Genomic DNA, 25,858 nt, shown 5'->3' on the forward strand with positions numbered 1-25,858 from the left:
TTAATGTTCTGTTAATTTTGCACCCTTGATAATGCCCTGAATGTTAAGTTTAGATAAGCTCGTATGTTGATGAAACCATTGATAGCGATTGCATTGGGTATGGCCACAGCATCGTTATATGCAAATCAGGATTTTCTGCCCCCAGATCAGGCATTTAAATTTCAGGCAAGTTCTGTTTCTGAAAAAATAGCCGAGTTAAAATGGGACATCGCCCCACATTATTATTTATATCATGACCAGTTTAAGGTGAGTCTAGAGCAACAGAACTTACCTTTAAATCTACCCAAAGGTCAGGAAAAAGATGATCCAACCTTTGGTGTAACCAATGTGCATCACAATCAGGTGCTGACGCAACTGGCTGTAAAACCAAACAGCCAATATACAGTCAGTTGGCAGGGCTGTTCAGAGGATGGCTTATGTTATCCCGTACAACGAACCACAATCACAACGGATACCACAGGTCTACTTCCTCAACAGAATTCTGGGACAAAACTCTCTCATCTTGCAGCTTTAGTCACTCAGGAAAATACGCCTGAAGTGAAGTCAGAATCTGAAAGTGAAACTAGCCAGCAATCTATTCAACCAGCGCAAGAAAAAATAAGTCCTGAACCCCCTTTAGTGGTACAGCAAGATAGATCAGATACTCCTCTTGATGACAAGCGACAAGATCAGGTCAAAGCTCAGCCACAAACGGCATCATTGAGTGATGACTGGAATAATGACCAGTTCTTTTTAAATCTTTTGTCCAGTCAAAGTGTTGTTTTTAACATCATCCTGTTTCTAGGGTTAGGCATTCTGCTCGCCTTTTTACCTTGCTCATTACCTCTGATTCCAATTCTTTCAGGCATTTTGGTGCAGCGTAATAAGGGTTATAAAGCCGCTATCATCGCATTGACCTTTGTCCTGAGTATGGCATTGGTTTATGGGGTGATGGGGATTGTGGTTTCACAAATTGGTTACGGTATTCAACGCTGGTTCCAGAACCCTGTGTTCATTGGCTTATTTGCCCTGATGTTTATTGTGTTTGCGTTGAACTTATTTGGTTTGTATCAACTGTCTTTACCACAAGGTCTTTTACAGCGTTTAGATCGGATACAACAACGCCAAAAAGGTGGAACACTTCTTGGTGCTGGAATCATGGGGGCCGTTTCGGCCCTGATTGTTGGTCCCTGTATGAGTGCACCATTGGCAGGAGCTTTGCTCTATGTCTCTCATCTTGAACATAGTCTACTTGGTGGGTTCTACCTGTTCTTACTGGGTCTTGGGATTGGGATACCTTTATTTATCGCCAGTGTCTTTGGAGCTAAATATTTACCCAAGCCAGGTTTATGGATGGATCGATTAAAGTTTAGTTTTGGCTTTATCATGCTAGCAATGGCGATATATTTCGCTCGTCCTTTATTGCCTCTAACTTTGTACTATGCAGGGCTTGCCTTAATTCTGATCGCAATGGCGGGGTATTTACTGGCTATTTTACGCCATATTGTCCATATCCCTTATAAAGCTGCCGTTCTGGTTTTGGTCTGTGTCTGTGCTGTAAGTGGAATCTGGCATGTGAATCAGGCGATTGCGAATGTGAATATCACTGAAAGTGAGACACTTCATTCATGGATTATTGTGAAAAATCAGCAGGAACTGAATCAGGCGTTAGCTACACATGCCAAAGATACTATTGTACTGGACGTTTACGCTGACTGGTGCGTTGCCTGCCAACCCATTGAAAGAGAGCTTTTACCAAGAGCTGACGTTCAGGATGCATTGAAAAACGTGACCCGTATTAAGCTGGATTTAACCCAGTATGAAGCTTCGCAAGACATTATTTTAAAACAATGGCAGATTCTTGGTCCACCAACGGTATTGTTTCTTGCACCTAACCAGAAAGAGCAACGTGATCTTCGTCTTACAGGCACTTATACCGCATCACAACTAATTCAGAATATTCAAAAATTAAATGAGGAGAATCAACCTTGATTTCTTCTCAAGCACTGCATCTCGGTATGTTCATGCTGCCGTGGTCACTATTGATTTTACTGTCTGGACTTGTTGGTGTATGGTTCATTGGGAAATATTTTAAGCAACGTCATCAATGGAGTGAGTCAACTTGGCAGTGCTATAAGGATTCCTTATGGACTGCAATATGGATGGGCTTACTTGCCGCAAGACTTGTATTTGTGCTGATTAATACTGATCTCTATCTGGCTCATCCTGTTGATATTCTGAAAATTCAGGATAAAGGATTTAACCTTTATGCAGGCATCATTGCGGGGAGTGGCTGGTTTATCTGGAAAAATCGCTTATTAAAAGTGCCTGTATTGGTAAGCAGTTTTCTATTGTTTATCACGATACAGTTTGTGGGAATCAATCTACTCAACCATTGGAATGCACAGCAACACTATCCAGATTTAGCATTTAACGACCTTAAACAGCAACCACAATCCCTGACTCAATTTATTGGTAAACCTACTGTGGTGAATTTATGGGCGAGTTGGTGTCCGCCTTGCCATCGTGAAATGCCTGTTTTGTATCAGGCACAACAAGATTATCCAGATGTTCAATTTGTCATGCTTAACCAGGGTGAAACACCTGAAGCGATTGTGTCCTATCTACATAGTTATCAATTGAATTTTAACAATGTCCTGTTTGATCCTCATGGGGAAATGCCTCAACACATGAATATGTATGGCTTACCCAGTACCTTATTTTTTAATGCACAAGGACAACTTGTGGAGCGTCATCTTGGTGAATTAAGCCAAGCCATGCTCAAGCAATATCTGCAAAAAATTACTCATTCATCAAATCAATAGAGGTGTAACCTGATGAACGCTCATTTAAAGTTAATGTCTGGCTTAATATTATCCCTGAGTGCCGCTCAGGCATTTACTGCTGTACCCACAATTAAGCAGCAACTGGAAAAAGAGGGCTTTAGCTTTGTAAAACAGATAGAAGCCCCTGCACAAATGACGGGTTGGGCAGGACATATGCAACAGAACCCTGCAACAGTCTTTATCTCCAATGACCAGAAATATTACATTATTGGTGACTTACATAATGCCAAAGGAGATAACCTTACTGTTGATGCCCTAAATAAGCATGTTAAACAATCCGTATTGGATGATGTCTGGAAAAGTCTGGGTAAATCCGCTTATATTCAGGATGGCAATGTTAATGCACCCCGTATTGTCTATGTATTCTCAGATCCAAACTGTCCGTACTGTCATATGTTTTGGGAAAAAGCCCGTCCTTATGTAAAATCAGGAAAAGTCCAGTTACGTCATATTCAAGTGGCAGTGATTCGTCCAGAAAGTAGAGGACAGGCAGCAACATTACTTGCTGCTACAAATCCAGCAAAGGTTTTTGAAGAATTTAATGCGGCCAAGGGTAAGCAAAAATTAAAGGAAATGAAACCAATCCCAGCGAACATTGCCCAAAAAATTGAAAGTAATGAAGAAATGATGACCAAGTATGGTTTTTATGCTACACCTGCAATGATCTGGAAAAATAGTAAGGGGCAAATGGAAACTGCTTCTGGCGTACCAAAAGATTTGAAAGGAATTTTTCAATGATATATTTGAAAGATATGAGCCAAAATTAAATTGTATAATTGCCTGAATTTTCCATGTTCATATTCACATCGGAGTCAGGCATTATTTTGAACGAATAAAAACTAAATGACCTTGCATCAGAATTTGCTAAGGAATCAAAAAAAGACGATCTCAATCAACTCACCCGATTGTTAACCAAACTCACTGTTAAAATGGCGAGCATCTCAAACATCTGTTTCACAATTTTCTAATAACTTTGTTTTAAACGCAGATGGTTCAAAAGTTTCCCAAAGTTCATATCTAATGATCTCTTCCAATATTGAGGGAAAAGTTGTTAGTAATTTTTTATAATCAAAGCTTTTAATAATATTATACTTGCTTGGTTTTGTTAGGTTTTCATCATCATACGGGACTTGTATTTTTAAATATGAACAGTACTGATCTTATTAGAGATATTTTATTTAAGTTAGGCAACTGGACCTGCCCCATTAATCTTATCATTGAATAATATTTTGATAGCAGAACTTTACCCAATCTGCCATTAATGCTTTACGTTTTTCGAGATAAGCTCCACGTAAATATGCAGCCTCTACTTCATCAGGCAGTTTATGCGCAAGCACATGCTCACATACTTCACGAGGGTAATCTGTTTTGTCAGCTGACCAATCACGAAATGTTGATCTAAAACCATGTGTGGTAATTACTCGATTTTGTTTTGGGTCAATATAGCCTAAGCCATTTTCCTTAATTTTTTGTTCATGCATACGCTTAATCAAAGCAGTTAAGGACATGTCTGAAAGCTTGCTACTAGTACGAGGTGCAGGGAAAATATAGCTTTGAAGTTCAATATCAGTCTGAATTGATTTTAATAATTCAATTGCTGGTTCTGAAAGTGGAACACGATGTTCTTTTTCAGCTTTCATACGCTCTTTAGGTATAGTCCAGACTTTAGATTTAAAATCGATTTCTTGCCAAGTTGCTCCAAAAATTTCACCAGAACGACAAGCTGTTAAAATTGCAAATTCCAGTGCCTTTGGAGAAATACCATCTTTTTGGCGAAGGTGTTGAACGAATGTAGAGACTTGATCATAAGGCAAAGAAGGGTGGGGACGTGACTCCTGCTTTAAGTTACCTAATATAGGTTCAAGATTACCTTTCCATTCAGCAGGGTTGTCACCTTCAAAATACTCCATAGCCTTTGCATAATCAAAAATAGTCTCAATACGACCACGAATTCGTTTAGCTGTTTCGTTCTTCTCAATCCAGATAGGCCTAAGAACTTCAGCAATATCAACTTTAGTAATTGTGCCAATACTAATATCACCAAGAGTAGGATAGATATACGTTTCTAATGTGGTAGACCATTGAGCAATATGCTTCTGATTTTTTAATTCACGAGATTTATTGGCAATCACAATCTGAGCACATTCACGAAAAGTACGATTACGAAGTTTTTGAATACGTAGAGCTTGAAGTTGATCTTGTTTTTGCTGGATAGGATCAATCCCATTTCGGATTTGGGCTTTCATTTCATGAGCTTTCGCCCTTGCTTCGGCTAGCGACACTTCTGGGTAAGATCCCAACCCAATATCACGGCGATGAAGTTGCTGTTTTCCATTTTCATCAAAGCGTTGACCTACAACAACACGTAGAACCCAAGCACGAGAGTCGTTCACAATACGCAGGTGCAAACCATTGACACCGCCTACAGCATGCCTGCCATTTCCTTTGATTTTTGCTACACTGAGCGCAGAGAGTTCTTTGGCTTTCTTAGGCATAGGCTTGTTCTTGTCCCACATAAAAACCCACATAGAATATTTGAAATGATTGGGTTTGGCAAGACTTGGTTGGATTGGTGTTTACATAAGTTGTTGAAAAGTATATTTATGTTGGATTGGGTTGGACGGCATAATACAGGTGTTATACGGACACCGCTTCCGCCAAATTCGGAAAGCCCCTGTGAAAGCAGGGGCTTTTTTTATATGTATGTTTTTTAGTACTTAGCAACCCGTATAAAAATTTTGATTGAGTTGGGCAGATTTAGATTTCAGTTTAATTTTATATTTTGTAGTTAATTGCATCCTAATAATGGTCAATATCTTGTAATTGTTTGAAGAATTCTTTTGGGTCAACTATTGCTGCTATAAGTATAATTATGGGTAGAATAGCTCCTTATAATACTAACCCCTTTGCATCCCTAACTTGCAAAGTAAAATCGATCTCGGTATACGCTGAATTTAAATTAAGAGATATGGATAATTTATGAATTTAATAAATCACTGTAGTAAGTTATTTCTTGCAATTTTTCTTATGATGAATCTTTCAAATACATATGCAGCAAAGATACAGGCTGTAGATGCTGAAGTGCAAGAGAGTGCTGTAGACGCAATGGAAGCAGCTGGAGCAGAAGCTGTAGAGGTTGGTGAAGATGAGGCTGCATGCCGTGCTGACGAGGCTTGTGATGTTGCATCTGCTGTTTCTGAGGATGAAATGTATGGTGGCATTCAGCAGGAATATGTCGTAAAAGGCTGTAAGGTAACAATCTACAATGATGGGCCTGTGAAAATGGTCAATGTAAAGACGGATCAACCATGTGATGCTCCACTTCCTAAAGACCATAAATTTTCTAGATAGACTTTGTGAACCTATAAATTATTTTGTGCGCCTTTAAAAAATGTTTTAGTACTTAGAAACTCATATAAAATTTGGATTGAGTTAAGCAGATTTAGATTTCAGCTTAACTTTATATTTAATAGTGTCTTGGGACTGAATCCTCACTTTCTACTATTTAATATTTAGCTTTTGTTTTTTCTCAAAATCATGGACCATTCGAATACGCTCTTCAGTTGCAGGATGAGAAGATAAAGTATCAAGAACAGCTGTAGATAGTTTATTAGCTGAAGATTCTTCTTGAGAAGTTGGCGGGTTGAACTGATTTTTTTTATCGATACCTTCTTCTGTTGTATCGCTTAAACGTTGTAAGAAATTTGCGAAGTGCGAGACTTCTATGTGCTTCCTATCCATCAGCTGTAAAGCATATAGATCGGCTTCTGACTCAAATTTACGTGAGTAATTTGCACCAATCATCGCAGCAGGTAATGAGGTAAATAAGTCTGAACTATCTCCGGTCATTGCAATATATAATACACTTAGGCCTAAACTAGTTAACCCTTGTTGTAAACTATGGCGATAAATCAAATGGCCTTGTTCATGGGCTAATACGCCTAAGATTTCCTGATTAGTATGTGCCATTTTGATCAGTTCATCTGTGATGATGATCGTATTATTAGGTAATGCTACAGCATTTGCTCCTAATTGATTACCTTGACGGAAGACTAATTTGGCTGGTCTGTTTTCAGCAATAGTATTCAAATATTGTTTAGTAATTTGGTCTTTTTGAGTTTGTGTTAATTGGCTGGGTGCAGTCCAATTATTTAATACATAATTCTCGGCTTCATCACCTAGTTTCTTTAAAGTATTCTCAGGTAATTGAAAAGCAAGATAATGGGATGTAGCTGGAACACCCCATTTCACGAGACTGATCGCGAAAGTAATCACAAAAATTACACTAAAAAGAATAAGAGCTGGAGAGCGTTCAAATTTCCAGATCGAATGTTGAACCTTTTTAGTTGCATAATTAAACCATTCAGGTAATGCACTATGAAATTCAATCCGTGCATCATCAGATAATTCAATCACTGGGTGTAACTGTCCCAGCGCACCAATCAATTTCATATCAGTATATTGATAATGACGCTGTTGTTCTAATTGCTCACCATACCGAATGAGAACTTCAGATTTAGATTGAGCTGAAATCTGAGCACGGTGAGGTTTAGACACTATGCCGTCATAGAAAATGATATCTACTGCTTGGGACATAAATTATTAAACTCAAATTATTATAAAGAGATGTCAATATCAAAAATATCACTGATTTCTTCAGCTAAAGCACTTTGTTCTTGCTGAGCGAGATTCATCATTTGATCTGGATCATCTAATAAAATTAAACTCATCGATTCAATCTGATATTTGTGAATACGAACTGCAGCCCAAGCAGACATTAAGCCTATAGTTAAGATTTTTACAATCCAGTTTGAAGCTACAATCCATGCAAAACGCCATTGATTACAGTCTGTTTTAAATTGACTGTTTCCAACAGTAGTATTGTTCCATGTCGTAATAAAAAGACGTGCAGCAATTAATGGATAAATAAATAATCCAATAAATGCATATACCATAAACATTCCGAAGACTACAGAGTTCGATGAGAATCCAGAAATTGTTCCGATAATACCAAAGTAAAAGATTGAAAAGATAGCAATTACACCAAGCGCAATAAAAACGGGTATATAAAATGCAGTCATGTATGCAGACCAATTTGCGTTTAATTTAAAATTTAATTGTCCAGCATATAAGTTGTTAAGATAATATTTTTTATATAGCCAAATAGCTACGGGTGTAAAGATTCCTAATGTGAAAATATATACCAATATACTCAAAAGAAAGACTTTATAAGATTCTTTTATCGTTCCACCAAAATAAAAACGTGTGTTGCCGAACTTACTATTTCTTGCCGTAAAACGCAAAGTAGCCCGAATTAACCAAGGTACTGCTGTATATAACGCAACTAGTCCAACCACAGTCCCAATCATTGAATACTGTGATGAAATTGCAAATATGACGTAAATTCCTAATGCAATTAAACGTCCAATCAAAATCTTGGTTGGAATCCCTGTAAAATCAAAGCGACGTTCAAAAAATTCTGTATTGCCATAGAAATAGCGTAAGCGACGAACTTTAGCCCAAGGTGCGTATAAGCTTAAAGTAATAATAGTCAAAAGAATATTAACGATCCAGATTCCAAAATATTCTGAGGCTTTACCATGAAACTTAAAATGATAAATTCCTGATTGTGAAATGGGTGGGGACGTAATATTTTGATCCTCATTCAAATCTTGAGGAGATGAGGGTAAAGCTTGTTCTTGCATTTTATTCTCTTTATTGAAACTAAATGATCTTGATTGAAAGTAATAGATAATTAGAAAGCTATTGAGAATATTATATATTTTTTATAAATAGAAAGAAATAGAATGAAAAGTCAACAACAATGCCACTCGTGTCCTTCTGTGGCGGAACGGGAGAAAACACCTTTTATTTTATATAAACCCTCTTATTATTTTAGTTGAGAATAATATTGTTTTCGCCAATCAAGATAGTTCAAATCTAAATAATCTGCATTCCCCAATTTTATGGAATAGTATGATCGTAAGGCTATTTCAAAAGCTCCTTCATGATGTAAAAGCTCTGCAACTTGCTGCATATTCAATCTACGTAATAAATTATGATAAAACTGATTCACAATTGCATCTGAGTTTTCTTTATCTTCTTTAAATATTGAGCTTAACTGAGATGATATAGTTTCTAGTAAATAAGGAGTGTCACATTCAATAATAAAATCACTTTCTAATCTCTTTTCTATTGTTTCTTCTGCAATTGAGTGGATTATCAGTTTCGATATTATTTCTGAAGATGATGAAAGAATCATTATTTCTCCTTTTTCTTCCAAATTTTCAAGTATTTTAGTTATCTTGTTTAGATAGTCTTGATGAGTGTTCGTTAGCATTAAATTTTTTAACCTTAGAGATTATTATTAATATTATAAATTTTCTTCAATTAACATAGTACCCCTATACGAAATACTCGCATAAACCCAAATCGAAAAACCTATAACTCACTAAACTGTTCTTAACTTCTGTGACTTTATAAACCCCACTTTAACAATAACTCACTCATTATTTACCCTTACTTTTTAATGATCTATTTTAAAGCAAATGTCGTTTTGTATGCTTGACTGCAATAGGGTAGAGCACTATCCTTTGCCTGCTGGCCACATTGCCAGTCGGTTGTCGCAGACCGGGAAAACAAAGTCGATATGCAAAACTCTTGTTTTGTGTGTCGGGAACTCGTTCGCCCCCTTTTTCTCTACGGTAGGGCGGAAGGGGGACACCTTCGGGTGTGCTGGTTCCTTTGTTTCCAGTCTGCGAACCCCCTTTCGTTCTGCCACCATAATTTTAATGTTTTGGCAGAACTCCCAATAAAAAGGAGTTGGCTTTGCACATTCATCATTTTTTGGCAGCCTTTGCCAAAAGCTATAACGACACAACTTAAACTTTTAGAGTAGTTTGAAAGTCACTAGGCTTTTCAAACTTTAATTCGTCTTAACCAAAAACTTAATCAACAATAAAACTTGAGATGTGCCAAGCACAGTCTTTATGGGCTTTGCTATGCCTTTTATTTGCTTAAAAAAGAGTGAAGGCATTTTTATCTCATTTATATACAACAAGAATTTTTTATAACGGTAAAACTATGCCACATTCAGATCTCCCATTTCGTGCTTTAAGTGTGCTTCACACTTCCCGATATCTGTTTAACAACTATGGCTTTCACAATGTCGGGGTCGACCGAATTATTGAGTCAGCAAAAGTTCCCAAAGCCACTTTTTATAATTACTTTCACTCAAAAGAAAGGCTGATTGAAATGAGCCTGACTTTCCAAAAAGATGGTCTTAAACAAGAAGTGCTTTCAATCATTTATGTTCAAAAAGACTTAACGCTGCTTGAAAAGCTTCGCAAAATTTACTTTTTACATGCAGATTTAGACGGGCTTTATCATTTGCCTTTTAAAGCTATTTTTGAAATTTCAAAAACACATCCCAAGGCATATCAGGTAGTCGTTGATTATCGAAACTGGTTCATTAATGAAATCTATAATTTGCTTTTAACCACCAATGCAAATGCTTCAAAACCTGATGCTCACATGTTCTTGTTTGTGATTGATGGGGCAATGGTTCAGCTTTTAGATCCAAACAAGCCAGATGAAAGAGAAAGATTGTTGGATTATTTTTTAATGCAGTTTATTTAGTGAAAATGACTAAATAACATAGCTTATAGATTATTTTGATTAGGCATTTACTAAAATAGACAAATCTGTCTATTTTTTATAAAATATAGTTGTTTATAACTCAGATATATAAAAAAGTGATGTTTAATAATATCTTTCAAATTTTAGAGAATTTTGGTTTTCTCTCAAAACATCGTTCGGTATACCTTCAATTTTCAGATGCATCCCTGAATAGTCAGGTTTTTTTACAACGTATAGATGGGCAACATTATCTTAATCAGGGCATAACTGCGGATTTGATTTGTTTATCAATCAATGCTCACCTTCCACTTAAAAAATTTATAGGTGTACAGGTTGCTGTTGATCAGGTGACAGATCAAGGACAATTATTTCGTACCACAGGTATTATTACTGGAGCATCGCAGGGGCAAAGTGATGGTGCTCTAACTTTATATAAGTTCACAATAAGTGATTCAACTTATCTTTGGCATAAACGCAGAAATAGCCGTGTGTTTATGAACAAGAGTGTGAAAGAAATTAGTGAAATTCTTTTTCAAGAATGGCAAGGGAAAAGTCCATTATTTGCTGCTAGCCTTACACTAGATTTGAATGGGTTAAAACAACAATATGATACTCGGCCTTTCGTTATGCAGTTAAACGAAAGTGATTATGATTTTTTAACTCGTTTATGGCGTAGTGAAGGCATTAACTGGCTGATTGATGAATCTGAACTGACTGTACCGAGCAATACAGACCATATTCAGGCACAAAAATTACGTCTTATTGATGATAATAACCAATTTCAAGCGCTGACAAGAAGAACGGTTCGTTACCATCGCAGTAGTGCAACTGAACAGTTTGATAGCATGACTAGCCTAATCGCTGGTCGTAGTTTACAGCCGACTTCTGTGTATGTGCAGCGTTGGCAGTCAGATGTATTACAACAAACAGATGGGGCTGGCAATGTACAAAGTAAACATCAACATAGCAGTAATTATGACAATCAGAGTTTAAGTCTTGAAGATGCTTGGCATTTTAGCCCAGCATGGATGCACGATTTGAAAGGTGAAGATGGTGCAACACCAGCAAGTGGTCAGCAGCTAGAAAAGTTCAATCAAAACTTAAGTGCTTACCATGATGCCCAATCTAAGCAGTTTATTGCTCAAACTACTGTACGGGATACACAAGTCGGCTATTGGTTTGAACTTAATGAGCATCCAGAAATTGATCTACATAGTGGAGCAGACAAAGAGTTCTTAATTATTGGTAAGAGTTACTACAATCAAAACAATTTACCCAAAGATTTAAATCAGCAAATTCAAGCTTTGGTTCAACAAAGCGATTGGCAGTTGGGTAATACAGAAGAACGTCAGGGTAATGAGCTAATTTTACAACGCCGCAATATTAAAATTGTGCCTGAATATCAACCATTACAAAATCGGCCTAAAGCTTCTCCTCAACGTGCGCGTGTCGTTGGTCCAGCAGGTGAAGAGATTTATGTTGATCAATGGGGACGTATTAAAGTTCGTTTCTTGTTTACCAGAAGTGATGACCATAACCACGATGGTGGAGCGGGAAGTAATGACAATGATACTGATTCGGCTTGGGTCGATGTTTTAACCCCTTGGGCTGGAAAGGGGTATGGTGCAAGATTTTTACCACGTGTAGGAGAAATCGTTGCTATTAATTTCTTTGATGGTAATGTCGATCGCCCATTTGTGGTAGGCCGTATTCACGAGGCTGAACGTCATCCAACCCAGTTTGATCAGAAAGGGCAATTACCCGATACCAAAAAGCTTAGTGGTATTCGTTCAGAAGAAGTGGGTGGAAAAGGCTTTAACCAGTTACGTCTTGATGATACAACTGGGCAAATTAGTGCACAGTTACAAAGTAGCCATGCCGTAAGTCAGTTAAATCTTGGTAATTTGAGTCATCCGAAAGACAAGGCCGAGAGTGATGGTCGTGGTGAAGGTTTTGAACTCAGAACGGATCAATGGGGTGCTGTTCGAGCTGGAAGTGGTTTACTCATTACTACTCATAAACAGGATCAAGCTCAAGGGGTACATTTAGATGTAAATGAGGCTAAACAACAAATAGAAGGTGGCCTCAACAATGCCAAAGCACTTAGTGAGGTTGCTAAAAATCAGCAAACTGATCCATTGGAAGTACTTGAAAACCTAAAAACTTTTTTAGAGCAAATTGAACAGCAAGATAAAGACAAAGCAGCTGTATTTAAAAAAGCTATTATGGTGTTAAGTGCGCCAAATAGCGTGGCTATAGCGAGTAACGAGGATATACATCTAAGTGCAGATGGCCAATTAAGCCAAAGTGCTGGAGATAGTATTAATTTAAGCACTCAGAAGAACATAATTGCACACGCACAAAATAAGATCAGTTTTTTTGCAGCCCAACAGGGAGCTAGACTCTATGCGGGTAAAGGGAAAGTTGAGATACAAGCACAAGCTGACGGGGCAGACTTAATTGCACGTAAAGGCGTTCAAATTATTTCCACAGAAGATCGAATTGAAATTACTGCATCTAAAGAAATTGTAATCACATCTGGTAGTTCCCAAATTAAGATCAATAGTTCGGGCATTTTCCCTGTCACAGGCGGGAAGTTTGAGGTGAAAGCTGGGCAGCATTTATTTACTTCTGGAGCAAGTGTGAGTGCAAATACTCCACAGTTACCTGTGTTGGGAGAGTTAAATCAGCATAATTTGCGGTATCTTTTGAAAGATAAAGAAGGTATTCCGTTTGCTCGTCATAAATATATTGCTTTTATGGCAAATGGGAAAAAGCTGGAAGGTATTACTGATGAGAATGGATATACTCAGTTAATTAAAACTGTACGTCCAGAAGAAATATCTGTCCACTTGTATAACAATGAAGAAATTAATATAGATTAGCCATGACAAAATTCTATCCATATGTTGTATTAAAAACAAATGTTAGTACTAAGTTATTAAAATATAATATTTATATATACAACACCGTACGCAACCAAGCTGAGACAACTATTCTTTTTAAAGATGCTGCTTTTAAGAAAATAGGTAATGAGCTTTATCAGACTAAATCGGTCGAAATCGATAGTTCAAAAATAGGGTTAGAAAGACTGAGGGATTGTGTCATTATTCTTAATTTATATCGACTAAGTGCTTCAGGGCAAGAAAGTTTAGTAATTAGCCGTTATATTATTCCAGATAAAATTGAATCTTATCCTTACCAAAATCATGAAAAGAATAAAAATATTCCCGTAACAAAATACGTTGAGTCAACGGCTGTCACTAAAGTTGTTAAAGGTGATGTTTCTAAAAATAATTTTGAACTTGCTTTAAATCGAAATCGAATTTTTCAGTGTATTGACCCAGGATGTAAACCAGGAGAGGAAAAGGATCCTTTTTCTAAGGCTCAAATTGAAGCTGGTTTACAGTCGAGATTGAATGAACCTCTTCCAGATCAAGATAGAACATCATTATGTGGGCCAGCAGCTTACTTTTTTTGCTTAATTAATTTAAGTCCGTCTAAATATAAATTAGCAGTAAAACAACTATGGGAAACAGGTCAAACTAAAATTGGAGAGCTTGAAATTAAGCCTTCAATAAGTGGATGTCGAAGAGTTCGAAATTTTTATAAAAAAACAAATGGTGAACCCAATATTCCTCCGATTGATTGGATCACATTTGCAAGCTTGCGTGAATCTGAGAATTTGGCTCTTAAACTTAATGATCCTGAACAAGAAGTTGCAGGAATTACGCCTTGGCCAGAATTGAGTAGCTGGTTTAAAAAAACAGGTTTTAAGGGATTAAAAACTTACCCCTTTTATCTGAACGGTTACAATCCTAGTTTAATAAGTGAAATTAACCGATACGCTGGTGAAGGCTATTATGTAATTACCCTAATATCAGCAAGCCTTCTTAGTAGTGGTAGTAGTTCAGGTACCCAAAGTTTTCCGGATCATTGGATTGTTTGGACTGATAAATTAAGAGATACAAAAGGGCAGCCGATTACAAGTTCTTCAGATCCTTATAAAACTGAAGTTCGACTGAAAATGTTTACATGGGGGGAAAACACCCAAAGACTCGGTACAGGCATATCTCTATATAATTTCGAAAAGAAGGTATTTTTTGCTTTAATTGTTAAAAAGGAGAAATTCTAATGAAAACTAAACTTATCGCTATTTTCTCAGTATTATTGATACTTACTGGTTGTGGTAAAAAATATACGATTACACCTGACGAATTACCAGTTGCTCATGTCAATCAGAAATATAATCAAGTGATTCATATTTCAGGTGGTAAAGTTGTTGATAAAGATCAGCCATTGAACACAAATATTCCTGAAGATTTAGGAATAACAGTTAAACCTGCTAATGATTTAGATGGTTATAATATTATTGAGGTCAAAGGGACACCTAAGTATAAAGGTACATTTACAATTCATATTTGGGCTGGTTTTTATGCAGGTGGTAGTAATGAGATCAATAAAACCTATACTTTTACAGTTCAGTAGGAATTTTAAATATTAAATTAATCCATATGTCTATTATTGAGCCAGATTATCGATTATCTACATATAAAAATAGTGTCGATCAAAGATGTTATTAGATTATTCTTTATTTCTTTGTGATAGGAAACATAAGGACGAATGGGTAAGGAAAAATACCCTAAGTGCGTACTTTCCTTACCTTTAAAATAAATTAAATCTGAGCTTAACTCAGATAAATCTTACTTCTTTTGTTTAAAACGGTATTTACATTTTAGGCAGCGATAATCCTGAAAAATGTTCTTATCGATCATCACGCCCGCTTTTTTACCAAAAATATTACCCACCACACCGCCAGTAATGCCTGCACTAATTGCACCGACAAAAGTTCCTACAGTTCCGCCAACAATCACACCTAACGGACCAGCAACGGTACCAATAGCTGCTCCAACAGTAGCGCCAGTTGCTGCACCACCCACAGTGCCTGCTGTTGTACCAGCAGCTGTTAGTAAAACACCACCAGTTGTTCTAAGTAATTTGTCATGGTCACGTGCTTCAACTTCTGTAGAACCACACTTAGGACATTGCAGAGCTTTTTCCATAAAATTTCCTGTCTTTCATCATTGAGTGACGTAGTTGATTGAGCTGAATCAAAGAGTGGGTAAATCAATACTTATAACTAAGCGCTTTGCCTGATCGGTGATTGCAACAATAAACTTGTCAGCTTTGATTTTAGCTGAACATGAGTGCAAATATTTATAGATCATGTAAACACTTGTACTTTAATAATTATCTCATTAAAAACCAATCTTTAGAATGATGAAGGGTTACATATCAATGTGTCTAGCAGAGAACTATTCAATAATGATGAATAAAATAAGAACGTTTTGTAGAGTAGATTTGCTGAAGTTAAAGAGATTGTGCGAGCTGTTAAATGATTAAAGGCTTATCCTGTTTGAATAAGCCTTTTTTGAATATTAGAGTGCTTTTTTCCAACTTAAAAATTTATATAACCCAAACATGAAAGTGATCCAGATCGGAAGTAAAATCACCGATTTATCAAATCCTTGAGTCCACATGATATATAAAATCATGCCAATGAAAATTAAAACAATATAGTTACTCAAAGGCGAAAATAGCGCAGGGAATTTGACAACTTTATTTTCAAGTTTCATCGCACGTTTAAACTTCAAATGGGTAAAGCTAATAATTGCCCAGTTTAAAACCAAAGCGGCCACAGCCATGTACATGAGATAGCTTAAAGCTTCTTCTGGTACGAAATAGTTAAGTAATACACAACCAAAAATCAGAATAGAAGAGAAGATAACAGCAGCTTTGGGAACACCTTGTTTGCTTACTTTTGCAAAAACTTTTGGGGCATGGCCCTGTACTGCAAGCCCATATAACATACGGCTGTTGGCATACATACCGCTGTTATAGACAGAAAGTGCCGCAGTCAAAATAATAAAGTTAAGTAAATGCGCGGCCCAACCAATTCCAAGTTGGCTAAAAATCATGACAAATGGACTTTTATCTAGACCACCAAGGTCAAGCTGATTCCACGGAATAAGAGACATGATGATTGCAAGTGAAGCCACATAAAAAACCAAGATTCGAAAGATGACTTGATTGATTGCTTGCGGAATACTTTTTTCTGGATTTTCGGCTTCGGCAGCTGTCATCCCAATCAGTTCAATGCCGCCAAAGGCAAACATTAAAAAGGCGAGCATATAAAACAAGCCTGAAAACCCATGCGGGAAAAATCCACCATGCTGCCATAGGTTTGAAAAGCTAGCTAATGAGTCGTTACCCGCTGTAAGCAATAAATATAGACCAAACACAATCATTGAAATGACCGCAGCAACTTTAATAATGGCTAACCAAAATTCAGATTCACCATAAAATTTAACATTGCCCAAGTTTAAACATGTGACTAGAACAAAGAAAAATAAGGCTGATATCCAAGCGGGAATATGGGGCCACCAGTAATGCACATATTTAGCAACTGCTGTCAGCTCGGTCATTGCGACCAGAATATAGACAACCCAATAGTTCCAGCCTGATAAAAAACCGGGGAATCTTCCCCAATATTTTTGTGCAAAGTAACTAAAGGAACCGACCACTGGTTCTTCTACGATCATTTCACCCATTTGGCGCATAATTAAAAATGCGACCAAACCGACAATGGCATAACCTAAAATGATTGAAGGGCCAGCGGACTGGATCACTTGTGCAGAACCTAAAAATAGTCCTGTGCCGACAGCACCACCCATAGCGATTAACTGGATATGGCGATTTTTAAGTCCACGTTTTAATTGGGAAGATGAGTTGCTCAAAATATATGCGCTGAATAAAAAAGCTGATGCTATTGTAATGGATTGCGCATCATTAGCCTAATCAGAAAAATGGTGATGAATTGCAAGTATAGAAAACTACGAATATTTGAAATGATTGAAGACAATTATTAGATATACAAATAAAATAGAAGTTGATGAGTGAAATGACAAAGTTCTACGTAAGTCTTTTAAGAGAGTGACGCTGTAAAAATGATTGTTAAAACTGAATATACTTTTATCCATGAAGTTTGGTGAGATAGTGTATTTCTAACAGTATTAACAAGAGAAATTTATATTCGTAAAAGAGTAAAGTTGAATAAGGGAATAAAGGTTGTAGAAAATGCATTATAAAGAACTATATAAATATGAACACCTTATAAACTCTAATTGTACCAAACTCATAGTTGGTGAGATTTTTGGTATTATATTCCTTCTATTTGGTATGTTTATATTGGGGCCTGCTCCTTTTGATTCGGATAAATGGGCAATAGATTTATTTGGTATTAGCATATCATTGGATTATTTATATCCTGTTGCTATGGCTATATTGGGGCTATTTTATTTATTTGGAAAATTTTTTAAGTATTATCGTTATACTATTTTTAGATTCTATTTCAAAAAAGATTATTTGATATTAGAAATTTGTGGAATAAAAACTGTTAAATTTAATAAGTTTAATATTATTGTTGATCAATATCGTATTGGTCACTGGAATGGTTTTAAAAAGGAATATTTTAATTGTATAGGTATTACTAGTGACAGAAAAGTATATCTAATTCCAGTAGCTGACGGTAAGCAAGATGAGCTTATAGAAGTGTTAATGAATCATGTTGATAAACAAGTTGAACCCTAAATAAACCTATTCCTATTTAACTAAGCCTAATTAATATCTAAAAAAGGACCCGCACAAAACTGTACGAATCCTTTTTTAGAAAAATAGGTTTTTTAAAGATTAGAAAGAAACCATTTTGCCGGGATTCAGCATTGCACCAATGCCATACATGCTTTTTGCGAGTGGAATGACAACGGGTGCAAGTGTGCGGCCAAATATAATATTTTGATGGTCAATTTTAGATAACATTTCAAAGTCGTTAGATTGCCCAACAAAATCACTTGCGATGGCTTTACCAATACGCACGGTCTGAGCAACGCCGTGACCGCTCCAGCCATGAACCGCGTAAATCGGGAATTTATTGCCGAACTTACGGCTATCGACTGCACCATTTACGGTTAAATCAGTCGTTCCACTCCAGACAAAATCCATCTCTAGATTTTTAATTTGAGGGAACACCGTATGAAATCGATGCTCTAGATAATTTAAGGTTTTCTCTGGACCCCAGCATGTTCCTGTGCCTTGTCCACCGAACAATAAACGGTTATTAAACACAGGACGGTAATAATCAATCTGGAACTGAGTGTCATAAACCGGATGCCCAAATGGCAGAAGCTCTTTTGTATCAAGCTCTAACGGAGCGGTGGTCGCTACATAGGTATAAAATGGAATAGTCGTATTGTTTTGTTCTGATAAAAGTTTAAACGAAGCATGGTGAACAGCTAAAACTACAGATTTTTTAGCTTTCACGACGGCATTGGCTGTTTGAACATAAATACCATCTGGTTTTTCTTCTATCGAAATAACTTCTGTTTGCTCATAAACAGAACCGCCGTTTTGGCAAAAACCATAAATTAAGCCACGGTTTAAAGCTAAAGGATGGATTTGTCCACCCAACTCATCAATTAAACCGCCCGTATAATAATCAGACTTAATATAGTCCATGAGTTCGTGTTTACCCACAATGCGAGTATGGTCTTCACCTAAATATTTTCGTGCATCAGCGCCTTGGGTTAGACCCACTAAATGTCCTTCATGAACGGCGGCAGTGATATGACCTTGTTTTCGATCAAAGTTGAGCTGATATTTTTCCGAGATGTCATCAATGAGTTGCATGGCTTCTGTAGAGGTAAAATGCCACAGTTTTTTTGCATCTTCATAACCTAAGCGATCGGCCATTTCTTGAGCTTCCCAGCGTGCCAAACCGGGGGTAAGTTGTCCGCCATTTCTACCAGAAGCTGCACTACCAATACGATTTTTTTCTAATAAAACGGTATCTACGCCTTGTTCAGCTAAATGTAAGGCTGTCGATGAACCTAATAAACCGCCACCAATAACAACCACATCACATTCAATATCAGCTTTTAAACTGTCAAATGTATGCCAATCAGAAAGTGAGCTTTCATAGTAGTTCGCTGGGTTATCTACCGATGCGCTTTCAACTGTTGTTTCATCAAATTTTGCATGTTTTGGATTTAACCAGCTCCATTCTTTACCCACTTGTAAAGATTGACTTGGTTTATATTCCACGTCTTTTAAAAACTGGGGTTTAGAAATAATATTCATGATGAAGTTCCTTAAAAATTAATAAGCATTACTAATAGCAATACTTTGTTTTTTAATCGTTTTATAGATAAATAAAAGAATGCCTAAAGATAACCAGAAACATCCGAAAGTCAGTGAAGATGAGTCAAGGTTAAGCCAGAGGCAAATAATGCTGATGACTGATATAAGTGGCAAAAATAGGTTTAAGAATTTATTTTTAAACCCTGAGCGCTGTTTATCTTTAATATAAAATTTCATAAAAACCGAGAAGTTTACGGCTGTAAAAGCGACTAGAGCACCAAAGCTGATGAGGCTTACGACTTGTGCTAAATCTAGAAAAACCGCGGACATCGAAATAAGACCAACAAATAAAACCGAGAAAAATGGTGTACCTAAGGAGATATGAATTGTCCCAAAATACTTTTTAGGAAAAATATTGTCAGTGCCCATTATATACAGTAAACGTGACGCGCTGGCATGTGAGGCTAGGCCAGAGGCAACGGTGTTCATAATTTGCCCGCATAAGAATATGGACTGGAAAAAAGCCCCGCCGACATAAAGCACAATTTCAGGAAGCGCTTCAGTAGGGTGCTGAAAGCGAAGATTGTTTGGAAAATAAAGCTGAATAAACCAAGCGGCCGTGAAGAAAATAAGCCCGCCAGCAAGTGTTGTTAACATGACTGCTCGTGGGATATTTTTGGTGGGTTGTTTGGTTTCATTTGAAAGCGTTGTGACTGCGTCGAAACCTAAAAATGAAAAGCACAAAACAGAAGCGCCAGCAACAAGCGGTAAGATGGATTGATGCTCATGCCAAAGTGGGGCTAAAGTAAGTACATGATCATAGCCTTGCGCAGAACCAATGCCATGAATCACTAAATAGACAAAGATAACCATGAGTATAATGGGTGCAAACACAAACAATAGGCTTAAATTGGCCAGTAATCGAATGCGGAAACAGTTCACTAAGGTGACTAAGCTCGCCGATACAATCACCCAAAACCAGTAAGGCAGACTTGGTATGAGGGCAGTGAGGTAGATTGCGGCAAGCAAAACATTAATGAGTGGTAATAACAGATAGTCGAGTAGGGAGCACCAACCGACAAAAAAGCCACTTTTAGGGCCTAAACTTTCGGCAGTATAACTATATGCTGAGCCTGATTTTTCTGAATTTTTGCTGAATCTTGCATAGCTCCAAGCAGTGAGTAACATGGCGCCAAGTGCGAGTAAATATGCCAGTGGCACGTGACCATTGGTAATTCCAGAGACAATGCCGAAAGTATCAAATACTGTCATTGGCGTCATGTAGGCAATACCAATAATCGTGACTTGCCAAAGAGACAGTTTTTTTAAGGAAGACGTTTTATTTTCCATGTCATTTCAACCTCAAATTTCGTTGTTTTGCTTTTCATCCGGAAAAGCGATGCTATTTTTAGGCCAAAACTTCCCCTAGACCTGAATGAGCAAGTCCGTTTGAAGAAAGTTTGAACAAAAGCCAGAGGCTTCAGGTGCTGTTTCGCTTTGGTGATGCCCCTAAAGCAAGGTCAAATATTTAGTATTTTTGACTTTGCTCTAGATAACGACCAATTGAAAAGATTGACACGGTCGTGAGAGAACCTGCTCGGGGCTTTGTCCTCTAAATAATGTGCCTGTCCTGATCGTAACGTCATTTGAAGTAATGACTCGAGAAGAATCGTTGATCACGATTGCTTTTTGTTTAATATTCTTAAGCTTCGGCATGAGAAGTTTTTCGAGTGAGGAAACTAAAATATCGGTGGCAATCACACCAATAAATTGATCACGAATCATGACTGGGTGGGCAAGGGTGATGGTGTATGCACCATTACAAATATAATCGACATAAGGTCCATGGATGCACGGACTTTTATTTTGAGCAGGTTTATGGAACCACTCAAAAGAGCGAAAATCTAAAAATCGCTGAGCATTTTGATAGTTTTCAAGTTTGGCTTGCTGGAGCTGATCTTCTTTTTTATACCACCATTCGAGTGTCCAATAATCTTGTTCTTCTTGCGTTGCTGGGCTATAACTTGCAAAGCCGATACCTTGACTGTAATGGCTTTCTTGTAACGCTTTTTTAATTTCTTTTTGCAAAGCTGAACGTTCTGAACCTGAAAGCTTAACGTCTTTTGTTTTTTCAGGTTCATGTTTTGAGAGAATTTTGCTCGCTTTAGTTGCAAGCTTTTCTGTAATGGCTGTCGTTTCCTCAACCACCGTCTTTAACAAATTTTGAAGCTCTTCGATATCTAAATGTTGGGTCATTCCTATAACTCCTAAAATTCCGTATTTCTCACTCGATATTTGATAAGTGCTCTACTTTATTGTTTTTATTCGATAGATAACTTATATCGAAGCATTTGGTCTGTTAGCATCGAAATAATTTTTCGTGCTTGAATAACAGCATCATCTTCATTGCCTTGAACAAAAGATGATAAAAGTTGGTGGTATTGAGCGACGACTGATTGATGAAAATGGTCATCTTGGTAAAGCACTGCGATGAGCGGAGCCCATTCGGCTTGTATGGTTAACTCTTGATTTGCCAGTCGAGCTGATTGGGCAAAAGAGGTGAGAGTAAGCAAGCAACGTAAATCAAGTTGGGCACGTGTGTCTGCTTCAACGGCTTGTTCAAATTGCTCAATCAACTCTTTTATTTTGTTCAGTTCATATTCAGTGGTTCTTTGTGCTGCCAAATAGGCACCATGGCTTAAAATTGCACTATGAAACTCGCCTAGATCAGCAAGATATTCATTTGAAGCTTGACGCAAAGGATGTTTGTTTAAGAGTAAATCAGAAGGCAACTCACAAACAAAACTTCCACCGTTTCGACCGCGTCGTGTATCAATCAGACCTTTTACCCGTAAAGTATTTAACGCTTCACGAACGGTAATCGGTGACACTCCCATTAAGCGAGCTAAATCCGCCTCGTTAGGAAGTTGTTCATTGCTTTTGAGCAATCCAGAGATAATTGCATTTTCCAAGCGTTCAACAACTTGTTCCGAGCGAGTTGCCTGAGCGATAGGTGCAAAAATTATCGTATATGCTGACATGGCGAATTCTCTAAAAGCTAAGTCAGTGACTTAGCTTAATGAAACGGATAAATGATTAAAACACGCCATATTGATGGACTGCCTGTTCATCTTCAGGCACAGCTGGTATTGCATCCCAAAGTTCAACAATTTTGCCATTATCTACACGCCACAATTCAAAATAGGCATGTCGATTTCCAGCAATATTTCCTTCGGAATGTGTCAATACAAATTGACCATCAGCAATGGAGCGATGAGTTTTGGAGTATACCAAACCTTGTCCTTCATTACGGATATTGTTCAAAAAATCAATCACTGCCTTAACGCCATCCCCAATATCTGGACTATGCTGAATGAACTGATCACCATGGGTGTATTCTTTAAATGCTTCGTAATTGCCATCAATTAATGACTTCTTAAAGAAAGAGGTCACAATCTCACGATTTTCCTCTGGGTCATGGTGAGTTACGATTTCGGTTGGACCATCTAATTGTGTTCTGCCACTCACATTCGGAGCTGCTTCTGCTACCAGTCCATCCCAATGCTCTACAATTTTTCCATCTTTAACGCGGTAAATATCAAAGCCAACTAACGGGTTTTCATCTAATCCCTGAAAGCGCCCATGAATTGCAACCAAGTCGCCATCTGCCAATACGCGTACAGCTTCATGTTGCATGTTGGGGCAGTCTTCTACCAGTTGACGCAATCCTGAAATACCGTTGGCAACCAGTGGAGAGTGCTCAATAAAGTCTTCAGAAAAATAACGGTCTAGAGCATTGGTGTCATGTAAATTAAATAACTCGTGGTGCGCCTTACTCACAAAGTCTTTCATTTCTTGTTTATTCATTTTGAACTCCTTTCAAATCTGATTTTTATTATTCATTTGAACTCATTACATGTTTAACGCGAGTATATTCTTCAAAACCGTAACCTGATAAATCTTTACCATAACCTGATTTTTTGAAGCCGCCATGTGGCATTTCTGCGGTGAGTGGAATATGGGTGTTAATCCAAACCGTACCGAAATCGAGTTCACGAGACAGGCGAGTTGCACGTGCATGATCTTTGGTCCAGACACTTGAAGCCAAGCCATATTCAATATCGTTGGCTTTTTCAATGGCATCATTTTCATCTGTAAATTTTTGAACAGTAATCACTGGCCCAAAAATTTCATTTTGAATTGCTTCGTCATGTTGTTTTAAACCACTAATCACAGTCGGTTCAAAATAGAATCCTGGACGATCGGCTTGTTTGCCACCCGTTTCGACTTTGGCGTGAGCAGGTAAGTTGTCAATAAAGGCTTTAACATTCTTTAATTGATTAGCGTTGTTGAGTGGACCATAAAGTGCATCTTGATCATCTGGTTCACCAAAGCGTGTACTTTTTGCCGCTTCAATTAATTTACCTAAAAATTCATCGTGAACTGCTTCAGCAACAATCACGCGTGTTGCAGCAGTACAGTCTTGTCCTGCATTGAAGTAACCCGTTAAAGCAATCATTTCAACAGCTTTATCAATGTCGGCATCTTCAAAAACAACAACAGGTGCTTTACCGCCAAGCTCAAGGTGGGCTTTGGCTAAATTTGCTGCCGCAGAAGCTGCAACTTGTAAGCCTGCACGAACCGAACCTGTAATAGAAACGAGCGCAGGTGTTTTATGCGATACAACTTTTGAACCCACTTGAGCTTGGCCTAACACCACGTTAAATGCACCTTTAGGAAAAAATGGTGCGGCAATTTCTGCCAGTAAAAGTGTACTTTCTGGTGTTGTGTCACTTGGTTTAAGTACCACAGTGTTACCAGCTGCTAAAGCAGGCGCAATTTTCCAAACAGCCATCATGAGTGGATAGTTCCAAGGTGTTACTTGACCCACTACACCGACTGGTTCGCGGCGAATAGAAGAGGTTAAACCTTCTAAATATTCACCTGAAGCTGTGCCATTGAGTAAGCGGGCAGCACCAGCAAAGAAACGAACCTGATCTGCCGATGCGCCCACTTCTTCAGATGCAATTAAGTGTTTTAACTGACCCGTATTACGGCTTTGAGCTTCAATTAAACGCTCTGCATTTGCTTCGATAGCATCTGCCAAATTCAATAATGCTTTTTGACGAGTCGAAGGTGTACTGCGTCCCCAAATTTTAAAGGCTTCTTTTGCAGCAGCGTAAGCTGCATCAACTTCGGCCTCGGTTGCATTAGGCGATTGACCGTAAACTTCGCCAGTCACTGGGCTTACCAAGTCAAAATAATCATTTCCTTTGCTAGCAACATATTCGCCGTTAATAAAGTGTTTTAGTTGAGTTTTAGCCATTTTTTATACCTTGTCCTTAGGTTTTAACATATAACATATAAGACTATATGTATTATGTTTTAAATTTTCTGTCAAATGCTTTGATGAGGGGAATGAGTGAAAAAAGTTGGAATTTAGATCAAATTAGATTTTAAGTTTTTGATTTGATTATTTAAAAAAATTAAAAAATTTATTGAAGATTTTTAGGAGAGGTTCATCATCGTAATAGTTTTGTTGATTTGACGAATGACAATAGAAGAATTTTACTAGAAGAGAGCAGCTTGATGAGCCAAACCTTATGCTTAGCTCATCAATTTTTTGTTCTTATTCTTTGAAATTAAACTGAAATATCAAGTCTTATGGCTCGCCAGCAGAATACTGGTTTCACTGTTATAAATACCTGAAATGTTCCTGATTCTTTCTAAAACTTTGTCGAAGTTTTCTAAGGTGTCAGAACGTAGCTCGACCAAAATGTCCCATTTGCCATTGGTTTTATGCAAACATTCGACCGCACTTTCTAGGCGTAGTTCTTTAATCACAGACTGCGCTTTAGTCCCTTCGACCATAATGCTCATCCATGCGCGGATGACATTTCGTTCTGCATTGGGTTTAAACCGTACAGTGTATCCGGTAATGATGCCCGAAGACTCCAAATACTCGATTCTCTTTTTTACCGTTGCTCTTGAAACGTGAACTTTTTCGGCTAACTCGGTAACAGACATCCGTGCGTTATCTTTAAGCAAACCTAAAATAATTTGATCAATGTTATCCATATTGTAATTGTCAATTATCAGATTGGTAAAAAATAATTCATTTTTTACTGAATTACAAATTTTGTGAATCAATTTGATTTTGAATAATAGGGGAATCAGTTAAGCCTAATAATTCAATTTAA

At 37.5% G+C, this 25,858-nt stretch carries 22 protein-coding genes; 9 read left to right on the forward strand and 13 right to left on the reverse strand.

Annotation, left to right across the window (positions count from 1 at the left end):
• Positions 1–63 precede the first annotated feature (63 nt).
• From dsbD to dsbG, 3 genes are read left to right on the forward strand one after another with little or no spacing between them, the layout of a single operon-like run.
• Entirely contained in the window at positions 64–1,971 is a 1,908-nt protein-coding gene (gene dsbD / locus KTH84_RS09125; protein ID WP_192836336.1) for a protein-disulfide reductase DsbD, read from the forward strand.
• Positions 1,968–2,804, forward strand: coding sequence for a TlpA disulfide reductase family protein (locus KTH84_RS09130; RefSeq protein ID WP_192836337.1), 837 nt, complete (start codon positions 1,968–1,970; stop codon positions 2,802–2,804). Before dsbD ends, KTH84_RS09130 begins: the two co-directional genes overlap by 4 nt.
• Positions 2,805–2,816: 12 nt before the next feature.
• Positions 2,817–3,563, forward strand: coding sequence for a thiol:disulfide interchange protein DsbG (gene dsbG, locus KTH84_RS09135; protein WP_151302696.1), 747 nt, complete (start codon positions 2,817–2,819; stop codon positions 3,561–3,563).
• A gap of 476 nt (positions 3,564–4,039) precedes the next feature.
• On the opposite strand, the gene KTH84_RS09140 is transcribed toward dsbG, so the two are convergent.
• Positions 4,040–5,320 (reverse strand): tyrosine-type recombinase/integrase, encoded by a 1,281-nt coding sequence (locus tag KTH84_RS09140; protein ID WP_192836420.1) that lies wholly within the window; start codon positions 5,318–5,320, stop codon positions 4,040–4,042.
• 532 nt (positions 5,321–5,852) lie between these two features.
• Between KTH84_RS09140 and KTH84_RS09145 the strand changes: the two genes are divergently transcribed.
• The gene (locus KTH84_RS09145) at positions 5,853–6,176 is read left to right on the forward strand and encodes a hypothetical protein (protein WP_262473024.1); all 324 of its coding nucleotides are present in this window, start codon (positions 5,853–5,855) and stop codon (positions 6,174–6,176) included.
• Positions 6,177–6,326: 150 nt separating this feature from the next.
• Here the strand turns inward: KTH84_RS09145 and KTH84_RS09150 are convergent, their stop codons facing one another.
• From KTH84_RS09150 to KTH84_RS09160, 3 genes are all read right to left on the reverse strand, one after another.
• Complete coding sequence (locus KTH84_RS09150; RefSeq protein WP_262472918.1) at positions 6,327–7,421, reverse strand: M48 family metallopeptidase; 1,095 nt, start codon at positions 7,419–7,421, stop codon at positions 6,327–6,329.
• A 20-nt stretch (positions 7,422–7,441) separates the two neighbouring features.
• Entirely contained in the window at positions 7,442–8,530 is a 1,089-nt protein-coding gene (locus KTH84_RS09155; RefSeq protein ID WP_262472919.1) for a YjgN family protein, read from the reverse strand.
• Between the two features lie 185 nt (positions 8,531–8,715).
• Positions 8,716–9,165 (reverse strand): hypothetical protein, encoded by a 450-nt coding sequence (locus KTH84_RS09160; RefSeq protein WP_262472920.1) that lies wholly within the window; start codon positions 9,163–9,165, stop codon positions 8,716–8,718.
• Positions 9,166–9,908: 743 nt separating this feature from the next.
• On the opposite strand from KTH84_RS09160, the gene KTH84_RS09165 reads away from it, so the two are divergent.
• From KTH84_RS09165 to KTH84_RS09180, 4 genes are all read left to right on the forward strand, one after another.
• Positions 9,909–10,463 (forward strand): TetR/AcrR family transcriptional regulator, encoded by a 555-nt coding sequence (locus tag KTH84_RS09165; protein ID WP_262472921.1) that lies wholly within the window; start codon positions 9,909–9,911, stop codon positions 10,461–10,463.
• Positions 10,464–10,582: 119 nt separating this feature from the next.
• Positions 10,583–13,348, forward strand: a complete 2,766-nt coding sequence (locus KTH84_RS09170) for a type VI secretion system Vgr family protein (RefSeq protein ID WP_262472922.1) — start codon at positions 10,583–10,585, stop codon at positions 13,346–13,348.
• 2 nt (positions 13,349–13,350) lie between these two features.
• Positions 13,351–14,598, forward strand: a complete 1,248-nt coding sequence (locus tag KTH84_RS09175) for a hypothetical protein (RefSeq protein WP_262472923.1) — start codon at positions 13,351–13,353, stop codon at positions 14,596–14,598.
• Positions 14,598–14,951 (forward strand): hypothetical protein, encoded by a 354-nt coding sequence (locus KTH84_RS09180; protein ID WP_262472924.1) that lies wholly within the window; start codon positions 14,598–14,600, stop codon positions 14,949–14,951. The genes KTH84_RS09175 and KTH84_RS09180 overlap by 1 nt, the downstream gene beginning before the upstream one ends.
• A 215-nt stretch (positions 14,952–15,166) precedes the next feature.
• Here KTH84_RS09180 and KTH84_RS09185 read toward each other — a convergent pair whose 3' ends face one another.
• Positions 15,167–15,526, reverse strand: coding sequence for a hypothetical protein (locus KTH84_RS09185; protein WP_016138847.1), 360 nt, complete (start codon positions 15,524–15,526; stop codon positions 15,167–15,169).
• A gap of 375 nt (positions 15,527–15,901) precedes the next feature.
• Positions 15,902–17,260 (reverse strand): amino acid permease, encoded by a 1,359-nt coding sequence (locus KTH84_RS09190; protein WP_262472925.1) that lies wholly within the window; start codon positions 17,258–17,260, stop codon positions 15,902–15,904.
• A gap of 340 nt (positions 17,261–17,600) precedes the next feature.
• Here KTH84_RS09190 and KTH84_RS09195 point away from each other — a divergent pair, with 340 nt between their 5' ends.
• Complete coding sequence (locus tag KTH84_RS09195; protein WP_262472926.1) at positions 17,601–18,113, forward strand: hypothetical protein; 513 nt, start codon at positions 17,601–17,603, stop codon at positions 18,111–18,113.
• Between the two features lie 99 nt (positions 18,114–18,212).
• Here KTH84_RS09195 and KTH84_RS09200 read toward each other — a convergent pair whose 3' ends face one another.
• The 7 genes from KTH84_RS09200 to KTH84_RS09230 form a co-directional block, all read right to left on the reverse strand.
• Positions 18,213–19,658, reverse strand: coding sequence for an NAD(P)/FAD-dependent oxidoreductase (locus KTH84_RS09200; RefSeq protein WP_262472927.1), 1,446 nt, complete (start codon positions 19,656–19,658; stop codon positions 18,213–18,215).
• A gap of 18 nt (positions 19,659–19,676) precedes the next feature.
• A complete protein-coding gene (locus KTH84_RS09205) occupies positions 19,677–21,008 on the reverse strand; it encodes an APC family permease (RefSeq protein ID WP_262472928.1) in 1,332 nt (443 codons plus the stop codon).
• Positions 21,009–21,206: 198 nt separating this feature from the next.
• Positions 21,207–21,914, reverse strand: coding sequence for a cache domain-containing protein (locus KTH84_RS09210; RefSeq protein ID WP_202742817.1), 708 nt, complete (start codon positions 21,912–21,914; stop codon positions 21,207–21,209).
• A 65-nt stretch (positions 21,915–21,979) separates the two neighbouring features.
• Entirely contained in the window at positions 21,980–22,699 is a 720-nt protein-coding gene (locus KTH84_RS09215) for a FadR/GntR family transcriptional regulator (RefSeq protein WP_262472929.1), read from the reverse strand.
• 55 nt (positions 22,700–22,754) lie between these two features.
• A complete protein-coding gene (locus KTH84_RS09220) occupies positions 22,755–23,525 on the reverse strand; it encodes a nuclear transport factor 2 family protein (protein WP_202742819.1) in 771 nt (256 codons plus the stop codon).
• Positions 23,526–23,553: 28 nt separating this feature from the next.
• Positions 23,554–24,984, reverse strand: a complete 1,431-nt coding sequence (locus KTH84_RS09225; RefSeq protein ID WP_262472930.1) for a gamma-aminobutyraldehyde dehydrogenase — start codon at positions 24,982–24,984, stop codon at positions 23,554–23,556.
• Between the two features lie 329 nt (positions 24,985–25,313).
• Positions 25,314–25,736: an Lrp/AsnC family transcriptional regulator gene (locus KTH84_RS09230; RefSeq protein WP_002120489.1), complete on the reverse strand. Its 423-nt coding sequence runs from the start codon at positions 25,734–25,736 to the stop codon at positions 25,314–25,316.
• Positions 25,737–25,858 lie beyond the last annotated feature (122 nt).

Origin of the sequence: Acinetobacter sp. WU_MDCI_Abxb74, from assembly GCF_025513915.1 — a bacterium.
GTDB lineage: Bacteria > Pseudomonadota > Gammaproteobacteria > Pseudomonadales > Moraxellaceae > Acinetobacter > Acinetobacter calcoaceticus_C.

Bases quoted from the DNA above. Each gene is read 5' to 3' on its own strand.
- KTH84_RS09170 (WP_262472922.1), top strand. From the start codon at position 10,583: ATGTTTAATAATATCTTTCAAATTTTAGAGAATTTTGGTTTTCTCTCA.
- KTH84_RS09230 (WP_002120489.1), bottom strand. From the start codon at position 25,736: ATGGATAACATTGATCAAATTATTTTAGGTTTGCTTAAAGATAACGCA.
- KTH84_RS09225 (WP_262472930.1), bottom strand. From the start codon at position 24,984: ATGGCTAAAACTCAACTAAAACACTTTATTAACGGCGAATATGTTGCT.
- KTH84_RS09200 (WP_262472927.1), bottom strand. From the start codon at position 19,658: ATGAATATTATTTCTAAACCCCAGTTTTTAAAAGACGTGGAATATAAA.
- KTH84_RS09160 (WP_262472920.1), bottom strand. From the start codon at position 9,165: ATGCTAACGAACACTCATCAAGACTATCTAAACAAGATAACTAAAATA.
- KTH84_RS09220 (WP_202742819.1), bottom strand. From the start codon at position 23,525: ATGAATAAACAAGAAATGAAAGACTTTGTGAGTAAGGCGCACCACGAG.
- KTH84_RS09210 (WP_202742817.1), bottom strand. From the start codon at position 21,914: ATGACCCAACATTTAGATATCGAAGAGCTTCAAAATTTGTTAAAGACG.
- dsbG (WP_151302696.1), top strand. From the start codon at position 2,817: ATGAACGCTCATTTAAAGTTAATGTCTGGCTTAATATTATCCCTGAGT.
- KTH84_RS09150 (WP_262472918.1), bottom strand. From the start codon at position 7,421: ATGTCCCAAGCAGTAGATATCATTTTCTATGACGGCATAGTGTCTAAA.
- KTH84_RS09215 (WP_262472929.1), bottom strand. From the start codon at position 22,699: ATGTCAGCATATACGATAATTTTTGCACCTATCGCTCAGGCAACTCGC.
- KTH84_RS09175 (WP_262472923.1), top strand. From the start codon at position 13,351: ATGACAAAATTCTATCCATATGTTGTATTAAAAACAAATGTTAGTACT.
- dsbD (WP_192836336.1), top strand. From the start codon at position 64: ATGTTGATGAAACCATTGATAGCGATTGCATTGGGTATGGCCACAGCA.
- KTH84_RS09185 (WP_016138847.1), bottom strand. From the start codon at position 15,526: ATGGAAAAAGCTCTGCAATGTCCTAAGTGTGGTTCTACAGAAGTTGAA.
- KTH84_RS09195 (WP_262472926.1), top strand. From the start codon at position 17,601: ATGCATTATAAAGAACTATATAAATATGAACACCTTATAAACTCTAAT.
- KTH84_RS09140 (WP_192836420.1), bottom strand. From the start codon at position 5,320: ATGCCTAAGAAAGCCAAAGAACTCTCTGCGCTCAGTGTAGCAAAAATC.
- KTH84_RS09180 (WP_262472924.1), top strand. From the start codon at position 14,598: ATGAAAACTAAACTTATCGCTATTTTCTCAGTATTATTGATACTTACT.
- KTH84_RS09155 (WP_262472919.1), bottom strand. From the start codon at position 8,530: ATGCAAGAACAAGCTTTACCCTCATCTCCTCAAGATTTGAATGAGGAT.
- KTH84_RS09145 (WP_262473024.1), top strand. From the start codon at position 5,853: ATGATGAATCTTTCAAATACATATGCAGCAAAGATACAGGCTGTAGAT.
- KTH84_RS09205 (WP_262472928.1), bottom strand. From the start codon at position 21,008: ATGGAAAATAAAACGTCTTCCTTAAAAAAACTGTCTCTTTGGCAAGTC.
- KTH84_RS09165 (WP_262472921.1), top strand. From the start codon at position 9,909: ATGCCACATTCAGATCTCCCATTTCGTGCTTTAAGTGTGCTTCACACT.